Genomic DNA, 12604 nt, shown 5'->3' with positions numbered 1-12604 from the left:
AAAGCCAAGACCCCATGAACCGGTTGGAATTCATTATCACGATCGCAATCATCCTGTTCGTGGCCTTCGCCCTCGGCTGGCTCGCCCATTGGCTCGTGACCCGGTTCAACCAGGTCTCCTCCGCCGACCTCGGCGAAATGGAAAACCTCGCCCGCGCCCTCCACGACGCAGAAGAAACCCGCGACCAGGCCATCGCCTACCTGCAACAGCGCGAAGGCGAATTGACCAATCAACTCAGCCAGACCGAAGCCGAACTCCGCGCCGCCATGGAAGGCCTGCGCGAAGCGCGAACGGAATCCGAGGAACTCCGCAACTACGTGGAATCGATCAACGTCGGAAACTGAACCAAGCGCCGCGCAGCGCAACACGCCCGGTTCAGCCCCCGCACACCGCGAAACGCCGCCGCCTGCCGCACCGCGCCGCTCCCCCCTTCATCTTGGCAAATACAACTCCCGCCGGAGGCTCCCGCACTCTCGGCCCACACCAAGGCCCGAGGCCCAAGCCCCGTCCCGCCTACCAGCGATCCAGAGCGCTCTCGTCGTCCTCTTTCGCGGCAACCCAATCGGCCCCGCGCTCGGTGATCTCCCGCTTCCAGAACGGCGCCCGCGATTTCAGGTAATCCATCAGGAACTGCGCACCCAGAAACGCGCCCGCCCGGTGCCGCGAGGCGGTGGCGACCATCATGATCACCTCACCGGGCACCAGCCGCCCGTAGCGATGGATGACCAGCGCCCCCTGCAGCGAAAACCGCGCCATCGCGTCATCGCGAATGGCCTCCAGCGCGCTCTGGGTCATGCCCGGATAATGCTCGATCTCCATGGCGATCATGTCGCCCTCGGCTACGTCACGGGTGAGCCCGGTGAAGCTGACAACCGCGCCGGCACCTTCAACGGCTTCGGTGAAAGCATTCAACTCCGCGCCGACGTCGAAGGCCGCCTCCTGAACCCGCACGAACGACACGGCTCAGCCCCCCGTCATCGGCGGAAACAAGGCCACTTCCCGTGCCGCCTCGAGCGAGGCGTCGAAATCCACCAACCGCTGATCCACCGCCGCGCGCACCGACTTCAGGTCCGACAACGCGAATGCATGGGATTCCGAACGGGCTTTGAGCTCTTCGATCAACTCGGCCACGGTCCGCGCCTCGGTCTCCACCACCTCGTGTCCAGTGCCGATGCGCTCGCGCAGCCAGGCGAAATACCGCAGGTCCATCAGCGCTCCTCCACCAGGAAGGGCCGTGCCTTCATGAAATAATCCGCACCGGTGATCGCGGTCAGGATTGCCGCCAACCACAACAGGATCTTGCCCACCACGCCGCTCCAGAAATAGCCGAACTCGATCCAGACGAGGCCGAACTCATCCTCGATATCCCCCGCCATGATCCCCTCGATCAGGGCCGCGTCCATGCCGATGGTCAAGGCCCAGAGGTAATGGGTGAAGAGCCCCCAGCAAAACAGCAACCCGATGGCCACCATCTGCAGGGTGGTCTTCCACTTCGCGAGGTTGGTGACCTTCAGCGTCCCGGCCTGCGCGCCCAGGAACTCGCGCAATCCCGAGACGAAAATCTCCCGGAAGAGGATCACGATCACCGGCACGAGGATCAGCGCCGACCAGCCGTGATCGAGGCTCATGATCACCAACAGAACCGCCAGCGCGATCACCACCATCGCCTTGTCGGCAATCGGATCCAGCATCGCACCGAACCGGCTTTCCTGCCCCCATTTTCGCGCCAGAAGCCCGTCGAGGTAGTCGGTCATCGACGCCCCCATGAAGAGGCAGAGCGCCACCCAGTCCGCGATCGGCCGAGGCAGGAGAAGAAAGACGAATCCGACCATCGGCGCCGCGATAAGGCGCACGAGGGTCAGGATGTTTGGCAGGTTCCATTGCATGGGTCAGGGGTATCCTGTTCGAGGCCTCTGCGGAAGAGGGTATGGCGTCACTGCTGCGTGTAGAGGGGCGCTCTCGCCCCCACGGCTCACACCTCCAGCTAGCGCATCATAGCGGCACCGCCAGCCCGCATCTCCGGCCTGCGGCTCCATCGCGACCGCTCCCCCTTCATCTTGGCCCATACAACTCCCGCCGGAGGCTCCCGCGCGCCCAACCACGCGCCACCGCTCCCGCAGCGCCACGCCGCTCAAACGCTCGCCTCTCACGCCTGGTCGTGGAAAAAATCGTAGATCTTCTGCGCCAATGCCGCGCTCACCCCGTCGACCGCCGTAAGATCCGAGAGGTTCGCCCGCGCCACCGCCTTGGCGCTGCCGAAATGCGACAGCAGCGCCCGTTTGCGGGCCGCCCCCACGCCCGGAACATCGTCCAGCGGCGTGGCCGAGACCGCCTTGGACCGTTTCGCCCGATGCGCGCCGATGGCAAAACGATGCGCCTCGTCGCGCATCCGCTGGACGAAATACAGCACCGGGTCATTGCGCTTCAGCGCGAAGGGCGTGCGGCCGGGGACGTGGAATTCCTCCTTGCCCTGGTCGCGGTCGATGCCCTTGGCGACACCGATGAACGGCACGTCATCGACGCCCAACTCGTCCATGATCTCCTTCACCGCCGAGACTTGCCCCGCGCCGCCGTCGATCAACAGAAGGTCAGGCCAGGCCTCGCTCTCGCGGTCCGGGTCCTCCTTCAGCAGGCGCTTGAACCGCCGCGTCAGCACCTCTTTCATCATCCCGAAGTCGTCGCCCGGCGTCAGGCTGTCGCCGCGAATGTTGAACTTGCGGTACTGGCTCTTCAGGTAGCCATCCGGCCCCGCCACGATCATCGCCCCCACCGCGTGGGCACCCTGGATGTGGCTGTTGTCATAGACCTCGACCCGCTTCGGCGCAGCATCCAGCCCGAAGGCCTCGGCCAACCCGTCGAGCAGCTTGCCCTGGGCTTGGTTCTCGGCCATCCGCCGGCCCAGGCTCTCGCGCGCGTTGCGGCGCGCGCCGTCGACCAGCTCGGCCTTCTCGCCCCGCTGCGGCACCAGGATCTCGACCCGCCCGCCGCGCTTGCCCGACAGCGCCTCGGCCATCAGGTCCATGCTCTCGACCGGATGCGACAGCAGTACCTGCCGCGGCGGCTCCTTGGTGTCGTAGAACTGGCCGACGAAGGCCTCCAGCACCTCCGGCTCCTCGATATCCGGCCCGACCCGAGGATAGAAATCGCGGTTGCCCCAGTTCTGATTGGCGCGGATGAAAAAGACCTGCACGCAGGCCTGCCCGCCCTCCATATGCAGCGCGATGACATCGGCCTCGCGCACGCCCTGGGGGTTGATCCCTTGCGTGCTCTGCACGTTCGTCAGCGCCCGGATCCGGTCGCGCAGCGCGGCGGCGCGCTCGAACTCCATCGCCGCCGAGGCCTCTTCCATCCCCTCCGCCAATTGCCGCTGCAGATCGGTGCTGTCGCCCTTCAGAAACCGCACCGCGTCCTTCACCGAGGCCGCGTAATCCTCTTCGCTGATGTGACCCACGCAGGGTCCCGAGCAGCGCTTGATCTGGTAGAGCAGGCAGGGCCGCGTGCGGCTCTCAAAGACCGCATCGGTGCAATTGCGCAGCAGGAAGACGCGCTGCAACTGGTTCAGCGTGCGGTTCACCGCCCCCGCGCTGGCGAAGGGGCCGAAGTAGCTTCCCTTCTCCTTCTTCGCACCGCGATGCTTCTTGATCTGCGGGAAAGCATGGGCGTCACTCACGAGGATATTCGGAAACGACTTGTCGTCGCGCAGCAGCACGTTGAACTTCGGCTTGAGCTGCTTGATCAGGTTCTGCTCCAGCAGCAGCGCCTCGGTCTCGGTGCGCGTGGTCAGGAACATCATCGAGGCCGTCTCGCGGATCATCCGCGCGATCCGGGGGGAATGCCCCGACGGTTTCGCGTAATTCGCCACCCGCCGCTTCAGCGCCCGGGCTTTCCCCACGTAGAGAACCCGGCTCTGGCTATCGAGCATGCGATAGACACCGGGGCTCATGTCGAGCGTCCGGACATAGTCGGCGATCACCTCATGCCCTTTTTTTACGGGCGTAAAGTCTTCTGCTTTGTCGGTCTCATTTTTCATCGATTATGACAGTTTTGTGATTCTCTTCTGCGCTGCAATGCAGCAGACCCCGTGGCAACCCCTTAGCTTTCCACTGACTTTGTGGATAACCCTGCGGAGAACTCTTTGGCATCCGGAATTTTCCTTTGTTTTCGGCAGGGTTCTACGGATTGCCTATTTTTTAGGCACAACGATAAGTGCTTGATTTCGCTCGATTAAAACCTATCGTTAATCTGTGGCATCGTTGCATTAACCGATTATTAATCAAACTTACCCGAAATCCGCCGACGGTGGATGAATAAAGCCCGGCCCTCTCACTCCACCCCGACGACATCGGGTGTTTTCCACCCCAGATGTTGGCCTCCATCGGTGCAAATCAGCTGTCCCGTCACCGTTTTTGCCCCCAGAAAGTACCGCAGGGCGTGGACGACATCTTCCGGCCCCGCGCCGCGTTCTAGGACCGTCGCGGCCCGCTGCGCGGCAAAATGGGCGTCGGATTGGCGCGCGCCCTGCATCGTCGGGCCGGGGCCGATCGCGTTCACGCGGCAGCGCGGCGCAAGCGCCTGCGCCGCGGTCTGCGTGAAGGTCCACAGCGCGGCCTTGGCCAGCGTGTAGGTCATGAACTCCGGCGTCAACTTGCGCACCCGCTGGTCCACCATGTTGACAACAAGCCCCCGCGCCACCGGCTCTCCGCCCTCGTCCGTCTCCGCCTCGGGCAGTTGCCCGGCCAGCGCCTGGGTCAGCACGAAAGGCGCGCGCAGGTTCGACATCATATGCGCGTCCCATGTCTCCCGCGTGGCGCTGCGCAGGTTGTCGTAGTCAAAGACCGAAGCGTTGTTGACCAGCACCTCCACCGGGCCGAGCGCGTCGATCACGCGCGGCATCAGCCCCTGCAACGTCGCCTCGTCCAGCAGGTCCGCCTGCAGCGCAATGGCCTTCACGCCGAACGCGCGGGCCTCTTCCGCCGTCGCCTCCGCAGCCTCCGCGCTGCCGTTGTAATGGATCGCCACGTCATGGCCCTGCGCGGCCAGTTCCAGCGCCATCGCCCGACCCAGCCGCTTGGCAGCCCCGGTTATCAATGCTGTCATTGCCTGCGCTCCTTACACCAGAAGAAGCACCATATAGCCCGCGTAGAGCGCCGAAAAGGCCAGGCCGACGAGCCGCCCCATGGGCCAGCGGAAGAACACGAAGGGCGCCAGCACCACCGAGGCCGCCAGCATCACCCAGAGGTCGAAGGACAGGATCTCTGCATCCACCGGGATCGGGCCGACGAAGACCGCCACGCCGATGATTGCCAGCAGGTTGAACACGTTGGAGCCGATGACGTTGCCAATCGCCACGTCCGCCTGTCGGCGGAAGGCGGCCATGACCGTGGTTGCCAACTCGGGAAGCGAGGTGCCCACAGCCACCAGCGTCAGGCCGATCACCGCATCGCTTATGCCATATTCGATGGCGATCTCCGAGGCGCTGTCGATCAACAGCGAGGCCCCCAGCGGCAGGCCCACGAGGCCCAGCACGAGGTAGAGGCCGATCTGCCAGCCGGCCATGTCCGGGTCGGCCTCTTCCAATTCGTCCAGCACGTCTTCGTCGCCATTGGCCTCACGCCGGTGGGCGCGCGCCTTGCGCATGGCGTCGAGGAGCACGAGCGCAAGGCCGGTCAAAAGGACCAGCCCGTGCCACCAGACCAGCGGCCCGAAGAAGCACAGGGCGATGAAGACCAATGTGCCGATCATCATCGTCGTATATTCGCGCCGCGTGTCGCTGGTCGCGGCCAGCCCCGCCATCAGCGCGGGCAGGCCCAGCACCAGCAGCACGTTGGCGGTGTTGGAGCCCACGACGTTGCCCAGCGCGAGGCCCGGCACGCCGTTCAGGATCGACTGGATTGAGATCAGCAACTCGGGCGCCGAGGTACCGAAGGCCACCACGGTGAGCGAGACGATCAGCGCCGGGATGCCCAATCTCAGGGCGAGGTTGACCGCGCCTTTCACCAGTACGTCGCCGGCAAGCAGGAGGATCACCAGCCCGAGGATCGCATAGCCAAATTGTTCAGCCATCATCGCCCTTTCGGCACGCACGGCAGGGTCCGCCCCGCAGGTTCATGCGGCCACATTCCGGGCAGGTTTTCGGTTTCGGCAAGGCGCCGCTCTTGCGGTCGCGCCCGATGCGGCTGCGGCCCAGCCAGTGCAGCTTGCCGAACATCGCCAGCACCGCGATACCGATCAGGAAAAGGGTTACGATTTTCAACATCAAGAAAGCCCATAGCGCGCATAGAGCGCGCGTTCCTCCACGCCTTGGTCGAGATCCGCCAGAATCTGCGCGCCCAGACGCGGGATCAGTGGCTTCTTCGGTCCGAACTTGGCGAATTTGACCTTGTCTCCGTAGAGCTCTTTCATCTTTGGCACCAGATGGGTAATGCCATCGGCCAGCCCCAGCTCGACACCTCTCGTGCCGGTCCAGAACGCGCCGGTGAACATCTCCGGCACCTCTTTCAGGCGGTCGCCCCGACGGGATTTGACGTGGTCGATGAAGGCCGCGTGGATGTCCGTCTGCAGGGATTTCAGGCGCTCGATGTCCTCGTCCTTCTCGGGGGAGAACGGGTCGAGGATGCTCTTGTTCTCGCCGGAAGTGTGGATACGCCGCTCCACCCCGAGCTTGCCGATCGCCTCGACGAAGCCGAAGCCCGCCGAGACCACGCCGATCGAGCCGACGATGGACGAGCGGTCGACCCAGATGTCATCGGCCGCGCAGGCCAGCCAGTAACCGCCCGAGGCCGCGACATCCTCGACGAAGGCATGGACGGGGATTTTCTTCTCGTCGGCCAACCGCCGGATGCGCGCGGCGACCAGCGCCGATTGCACCGGAGAGCCGCCAGGCGAGTTGATCGCCAGCGCCACGGCCACGGGCTTGCCCTTGGAGAAGGCTTTCTCGATCACCGGCGCGAAGGTGGCATCGCTGATGCCCCCACGCGGCCCGGCCGCGATCGCGCCCTGCAGGCGGATCACGGCGACTTTGGGATCGTTTTTCAGGAAGGGGACGAGGTGTTTCATTCCATGGGATGTAGGCGGCTCGGACCTTCGCAACAAGGCAGCCGCCCACGTTTTCACCGGTTTGTTGCGCGTCAAGCGCCGCGCACGGGCAAACGCTGCTCGCCCAGACCCTCGATGCCCAACCGCATCTCCTGACCCGCGCGCAGGAAGACCTGCGGCGACTTGCCAAGCCCCACACCCGGAGGCGTGCCGGTCGCGATCACGTCGCCGGGCTCCAAGGTCATGAAACGGCTGATGTATTCGACGATGAACTTGGGCTTGAACACCATGGTATCGGTGGTCCCGTCCTGCATCCGTTCGCCGTCGACTTCCAGCCAGATCGGACGCCCGTCGGGGTCGCCCAGCTCGTCGGCGGTCACCAACCACGGGCCCAGTGGCGCGAAGGTGTCGTGGGATTTACCCTTGGTCCACTGACCACCCATCTCCTGCTGCCACGCGCGCTCCGAGACGTCGTTGACGATGCAATAACCCGCGATATGGGCGTTGCCATCGGTGGCGTTCTTGGCGCGGGAGCCGATGACGATGGCCAGTTCGACCTCCCAATCGGTCTTCTCGCTGCCCTCGGGCAGGATCACCGGATCAAAGGGCCCGGAAATCGCCGTCGTGGCCTTCATGAACAGTACCGGCTCGGTGGGCACGTCCCAGCCGCCCTCGGCGGCGTGGTCGGCGTAGTTCAATCCGACGCAGACCAGCTTGCCCACGTTCCCGACGCAGGGCCCCAGCCGCACGTCACCGGCCAGCGGCAAGGCTTCGGGGACGATCTCGGGCATCGCGCCCAGCGTGCTGCCGTCGATATCGCTCACCACCTCCGACAGGTCGCGCACGTTACCGTCGCTATCCAGAACGCCCGGCTTCTCGGCCCCGGCTTCACCCCATCTGACAAACTTCATCGAACTTCCCTCTCTTGCATTCTGAGCGTACTTGCGTTGATTGCGCGCATCATGCTTCCGTCTACCGGCAACTCCAAGGGGCAGCCACATGAAAGACATCATCATTCTCGGCGTTTTCGTCGCCGATGCCGCCTATCGGTGCGCGCGCCTGCCCGTCGTCGGGGAAACCCTGCTTGGCACCTCGTTCCAGCTCGGACCGGGCGGCAAGGGCTCCAACCAGGCGGTTGCCGCCGCGAAAGCGGGCGGACAGGTGAGTTTCATCTCGCGCATCGGGGCCGATACCTTCGGCCGGATTGGCCGTGACGTCTGGGCCGAGGCGGGCGTCCATCCGCTGGTGACCGAGGACGCGGAGGTGCCCACGGGCTCTGCCGGGATCTTCATCGAAGAGGCCTCGGGCCACAATGCCATCATCATCGCGCCCGGCGCGTCGGGCCACCTCTGCGCCGCCGACGTGGATGCGCGCCGCGATGAGATTGCCGGAGCCCGGATCGCCCTCACCCAGTTGGAGCAGCCGATGGAGGCCGCCCTGCGCTTCCTGCAACTGGCGCGAGAGAACCGCACGACCACGATCCTCAACCCCGCCCCTGCCGCCGATTTGCCCGACGAGATGCTGGCGCTCTGCGACTACATCACCCCCAATGAACCCGAGACCGAGGCCCTTACCGGCCTGCCAGTCACGTCGCTCGAGGAAGCCACCGCGGCCGCGAAGCACCTGCTTGCCAAGGGGGTCTCCAAGGGGGTGCTGATTACCCTGGGCGAGAACGGATCACTCTTCGTGGACGAGTCGCGCGCGATCCACACCAAGCCGATGAACGCGGGCCCCGTGGTCGACACCACCGGCGCGGGCGATGCCTTCAACGGCGGCTTCGTGACGGCGCTGGCCGAGGGGGCGGCGATCGAGGATGCCCTGCGCTTTGCCACCGCCACCGCCGCGCTCTGCGTCACCAAGCACGGCACCGCCGCGTCGATGGCGCCCCGCGATCAGATCGACGCGCTCTTGGCATCGGCCTCCAGTGACGTCTCAATATCCTGGATGTGAGCCACTGCCGCGTCGCGGTGCGCGCCCGGCATCATGTCGAGCAGCGTATCGCGCAGCGCGGGCCATTGCGGCGCCTGGTACAGGAATTTCATCCGGTGGTAATGCAGGATCGCCGCGTCGGGCGTCATGGCGTAATCGGCCCGGTTTGACAGCGAGTAATTGTAGCGCTCGCCCAATACCCGCGTCTTGTAGCCAAAGCGTTTCATCGTCAGCGGCAGGGTGATCTGATCCAGCCACGGGCGCTTGTTGGCAATCGCGCAATTGCGGTCGAAATCGAGCGCCGTATCCAGCCAATGCTCTCCGAACCGCCGCCCGTCGTCGTGCCTCGTCTCGGGGAAGGCCACGAGGCCCGCGTTGAAATAGGGCACATATTCCACCTTCGAGCCGCGAAGCAGCGTCACCCGCTCTTCCGGCACGCTCATGCCGAAATGGGCATAGGCGCGGGTCCAGCGGGCGTTCTTCCCGCCCCAAGTGGGCCGCCCCTCGGGCGCGGCGGCGCAGGTGTCGGCGGGCAGATCCATGAATTCGGCGAGCGAGGCGGTGCAGGCCATGTCGGTATCGAGAAACACCGAATGGCTGGTGCCGCGGTCATCGCAGGCGGCCACGATCTTGTTGCCGTGGGGATAGGGTTTCTTCCATTCGGGCGTCTCGGCCAGGGTACGGACCTCGACGTTGCAGGCCTCGAAGATCGCAAGCGTCGCCGCCTGCATTCCGGCGCGGTTTGCCTTGGTCACATAGGCAAACTGTCTGACCCGCTCATCGCCGGCATGGGCCGCCGCCAGCGAGGCTGCCAGAAGCCAGGATTGCTGCTCCAGCCGGTGGCCATCCGCGACGTAGAAAAGGGCGAGGGATTTCGTGTCTTCCATGGCGGTTTTCCGCATCTGCTGCTCGGGCGCCACCTTGCCGCTATTCCGGCCAACGCGCCAGTCTCAGCTCTCCAGGTCGACCACAAAGATCCCCGCCGCGCCATTCTTGCACGCCCTTACCAGAAGCGCCCCCGCCCGCTGGTGATCGGGATCGGCGGCATAGGCATCGAGCGCGGCTTTGTCGGTGAAAGTACAGAGAAACCCGTAGGGATAGCGCTCGGACTTCCTCTCGAAATCGCGGTTCGGCCCGTGGGAGAATGCCGTGAAACCCGGGTGCGCCTCGGGCAAGGTCTCGAGGATCGCCATCGCCGCGTCGATCTGCGACATCGCGCCGTCGTTCGCGGGCTCCAGCATGACCATGTGATAGAGCATCGATGTCCCTCTGGTTTTGTCCGGTGCCGGGCAGTGGCCCGGGGCGGGAATGGAACCGACGCCGCGCCACTTGGGGAGGCCGTCGGATTGAGTTGTATTGGCCAAGATGAAGGGGGAGCGGTGCGCTCTTTCAGCCGGCGTTGGGGGTGTTGTCAGGTCACCAGAATGGCGCGGAAATCGTTGACGTTGGTCAGGGTGGGGCCGGTCACGACCTGATCGCCGATCCATGCGAAGAAGCTGTGGGCATCGTTGGTGTCGAGCGCATATTGCGGTGTGAGCGTGGTGGCCTTGGCAAGGGTGTCCGGCCCGATGAGCGCGCCCGCGACCTCCGCCGCGCCGTCCACGCCGTCGGTGTCGCAGGCAATCGCGTAGATGTTCTTCGCGCCGTCCAGCGCCAACGCGAGGGCCAGCGCGTATTCCGCATTGGGCCCGCCGACCCCCGCGCCCCGGCGCGTGACGGTCAGCTCGCCGCCCGAGAGGATCACCGTGCCGGGCGCCGCCTCGAGGGCGATCTCGGCATGGGCGCGGGCCACGTCGCGCGCCTCACCCTCGATGGAATCTCCTAACATTTCAACGGTGTAGCCGGATGTGCAGGCGTGCTCACCCGCTGCGGCAAGGGATTGGGAGGGGGCGGCGTAGATGACATTCTCCACCCGTGAGAGCCTTGGATCATCCGGGCGCAGCGGATCACCGCCACGCTCAAGGTAGCGCTGGATGCTGGCCGCCGGGGTGACGCCCCAGCGCTCCAGTTCCGCCAAGGCGCGCGCGGCGTCGCTATCGCAGCCAACGGTCGGTCCGCTGGCGATGTCACCGGGATCGTCGCCCGGCACGTCCGAGATCATCAGCGCCAGCATCCGCGCCGGATGGGCTGCGGCCGCGAGCCGCCCGCCCTTCACGGCGGAGATTTCCTTGCGGATGCCGTTGATCGTGCCGATGGGCGCGCCGGAGGCCAGCAGTTCCGCCGTTAGCCCCTGCTTCTCGGCCAGCGTGACGCCGGCCACGGGCGCGCAGAGCAGGGCCGAGCCGCCGCCCGAGATCAGCGCGAGGACGAAATCTTCCTCGCGGAGCGTATCGAGCAGCGCCAGCATCCGTTGCGTCGCCGCGACGCCGGAAGCGTCCGGAACCGGATGGGCGGCCTCGATGATCTCGATCCCCTCGCAGGGGCGGGCATAGCCGTAGCGGGTGATGACGAGCCCTTCGCAGGGGCCCCATTCGGCCTCCACCGCCTCGGCCATTCGCGCGCTGGCCTTGCCGGCGCCGATCACCACCACGCGCCCCTCGGGCTTGGGCGGCAGGGCTTGGGCGAGCGATTGCATCGGGTCGGCGACCCGGACGGCGCGATCGAACAGGTCTCTCAGGAAGTCCATTTCGGTCAATCTATCGTTCCCGTGCTGGAGGTGCGCGCGATCAGCTCGACCGGGGCGCGGTGTTCGGGGGGCGGGGTCTCGCCGGTCTGCATCCAGGCGAGAAGCCCGTCGGCGACATCTTGGGCGAAGCTCTCGATATCGCAGCCGATCGAGGAGACCAGCGGCCAGACCTGCGCGCAGTCTTCGATGTCGTCGAAGCCCACGAGGCGAAAATCGCGGCCAAGTTCGACGCCTGCGCGGGCGAAGCCCGACAACATTCCGAGGGCCACGAGGTCGTTGAAGCAGACCGCTGCGTCGACGTCGTCGGGCAGGTTGTTGACGGCCTCCACCCCGAAGGCGCGGGAGCTGCGGCCGTGGTGCGTGAAGGGCGCGATGCCGGCGCGTTTGAGCTCGGCGAGGTAGCCCGACTTGCGCTCCTCGGTGATGGCGCGGCCCTCCATGCCGCCGACGAAGGCGATACGCTTCGCGCCCTGATCCAGCAGGTGCCGGGTGGCCAGGGCGGAGCCTGCCGCGTAGTCGAAGGAGGCGAAGGGAAACAGGCCGGTGCGCGGGTCGGTCTTGCGCAGCACCTGCATCGCGGGGATGCCGGCGCGCGCGATCTGGTCGAAGGCATCGCCCGCGTCGTCATAGGCCGGCGAGACCACGAGGGCCGACACCCCGTGCTCGATCATCGAGCCGATGAGCTTGGCCTGCAGGTCCGGGTCCTCGTCGCTGTTGGCGATCACCGTGGCGTAGCCTTTCGCCGCCAGCGTCATCTGCAGGACCGTGGCAAACTCGGTGAAGAAGGGGTTGCGCAGGTCGTTGATCACCAGCCCGACGAGGCCCGCGGTCTGCGAGCGCATCTGCGCCGCTGCGCGGTTGTAGACGTAGCCGATCTCGGCCATCGCCGCGCGCACCGCCTCGCGGGTCTCGGCCTTCACCTGCGCAGAATTCTGCAGCACCAGAGAGACGGTGGATTTCGACACGCCCGCGCGGGCGGCGACGTCCAGAATGGTGGGTCGGCGGCTCATGCTC

15 protein-coding genes are annotated in these 12604 nt (G+C 65.7%); 2 read left to right on the top strand and 13 right to left on the bottom strand.

What is annotated here, in order from left to right:
* Positions 1-14 precede the first annotated feature (14 nt).
* Positions 15-344, top strand: coding sequence for a hypothetical protein (locus KYE46_RS03510; RefSeq protein ID WP_219003487.1), 330 nt, complete (start codon positions 15-17; stop codon positions 342-344).
* 169 nt (positions 345-513) lie between these two features.
* Here the strand turns inward: KYE46_RS03510 and KYE46_RS03505 are convergent, their stop codons facing one another.
* From KYE46_RS03505 to KYE46_RS03465, 9 genes are all read right to left on the bottom strand, one after another.
* The gene (locus KYE46_RS03505) at positions 514-960 is read right to left on the bottom strand and encodes a molybdenum cofactor biosynthesis protein MoaE (protein WP_247716900.1); all 447 of its coding nucleotides are present in this window, start codon (positions 958-960) and stop codon (positions 514-516) included.
* 3 nt (positions 961-963) lie between these two features.
* Entirely contained in the window at positions 964-1209 is a 246-nt protein-coding gene (gene moaD, locus KYE46_RS03500) for a molybdopterin converting factor subunit 1 (protein WP_219003486.1), read from the bottom strand.
* Positions 1209-1886: a CDP-diacylglycerol--glycerol-3-phosphate 3-phosphatidyltransferase gene (gene pgsA / locus KYE46_RS03495; protein WP_219003485.1), complete on the bottom strand. Its 678-nt coding sequence runs from the start codon at positions 1884-1886 to the stop codon at positions 1209-1211. The genes moaD and pgsA overlap by 1 nt, the downstream gene beginning before the upstream one ends.
* Before the next feature lie 260 nt (positions 1887-2146).
* A complete protein-coding gene (gene uvrC / locus KYE46_RS03490; protein WP_219003484.1) occupies positions 2147-4030 on the bottom strand; it encodes an excinuclease ABC subunit UvrC in 1884 nt (627 codons plus the stop codon).
* 293 nt (positions 4031-4323) lie between these two features.
* Positions 4324-5097: an SDR family oxidoreductase gene (locus tag KYE46_RS03485; RefSeq protein WP_219003483.1), complete on the bottom strand. Its 774-nt coding sequence runs from the start codon at positions 5095-5097 to the stop codon at positions 4324-4326.
* 12 nt (positions 5098-5109) lie between these two features.
* A complete protein-coding gene (locus KYE46_RS03480; protein ID WP_219003482.1) occupies positions 5110-6063 on the bottom strand; it encodes a calcium/sodium antiporter in 954 nt (317 codons plus the stop codon).
* Positions 6056-6256, bottom strand: coding sequence for a hypothetical protein (locus KYE46_RS03475; RefSeq protein ID WP_346345221.1), 201 nt, complete (start codon positions 6254-6256; stop codon positions 6056-6058). Before KYE46_RS03475 ends, KYE46_RS03480 begins: the two co-directional genes overlap by 8 nt.
* Entirely contained in the window at positions 6256-7056 is an 801-nt protein-coding gene (locus tag KYE46_RS03470; RefSeq protein ID WP_219003479.1) for a S49 family peptidase, read from the bottom strand. The genes KYE46_RS03475 and KYE46_RS03470 overlap by 1 nt, the downstream gene beginning before the upstream one ends.
* A gap of 71 nt (positions 7057-7127) precedes the next feature.
* Positions 7128-7946 (bottom strand): fumarylacetoacetate hydrolase family protein, encoded by an 819-nt coding sequence (locus KYE46_RS03465; protein WP_219003477.1) that lies wholly within the window; start codon positions 7944-7946, stop codon positions 7128-7130.
* An 88-nt stretch (positions 7947-8034) separates the two neighbouring features.
* Here KYE46_RS03465 and KYE46_RS03460 point away from each other — a divergent pair, with 88 nt between their 5' ends.
* Positions 8035-8985 (top strand): ribokinase, encoded by a 951-nt coding sequence (locus tag KYE46_RS03460; RefSeq protein WP_219003476.1) that lies wholly within the window; start codon positions 8035-8037, stop codon positions 8983-8985.
* Here KYE46_RS03460 and KYE46_RS03455 read toward each other — a convergent pair.
* From KYE46_RS03455 to KYE46_RS03440, 4 genes are all read right to left on the bottom strand, one after another.
* The gene (locus KYE46_RS03455) at positions 8928-9851 is read right to left on the bottom strand and encodes a hypothetical protein (RefSeq protein ID WP_219003475.1); all 924 of its coding nucleotides are present in this window, start codon (positions 9849-9851) and stop codon (positions 8928-8930) included. The genes KYE46_RS03460 and KYE46_RS03455 overlap by 58 nt on opposite strands.
* A 63-nt stretch (positions 9852-9914) precedes the next feature.
* A complete protein-coding gene (locus KYE46_RS03450) occupies positions 9915-10223 on the bottom strand; it encodes a Dabb family protein (protein WP_219003474.1) in 309 nt (102 codons plus the stop codon).
* Positions 10224-10375: 152 nt separating this feature from the next.
* A complete protein-coding gene (locus tag KYE46_RS03445; RefSeq protein ID WP_219004992.1) occupies positions 10376-11590 on the bottom strand; it encodes a glycerate kinase type-2 family protein in 1215 nt (404 codons plus the stop codon).
* 5 nt (positions 11591-11595) lie between these two features.
* Positions 11596-12600: a LacI family DNA-binding transcriptional regulator gene (locus KYE46_RS03440; RefSeq protein ID WP_219003473.1), complete on the bottom strand. Its 1005-nt coding sequence runs from the start codon at positions 12598-12600 to the stop codon at positions 11596-11598.
* Between the last annotated feature and the right edge of the window lie 4 nt (positions 12601-12604).

It is taken from the genome of Gymnodinialimonas ceratoperidinii (assembly GCF_019297855.1).
GTDB classification, from domain to species: Bacteria; Pseudomonadota; Alphaproteobacteria; order Rhodobacterales; family Rhodobacteraceae; genus Gymnodinialimonas; species Gymnodinialimonas ceratoperidinii.
This window is presented reverse-complemented; position numbering and strand designations above follow the sequence as displayed.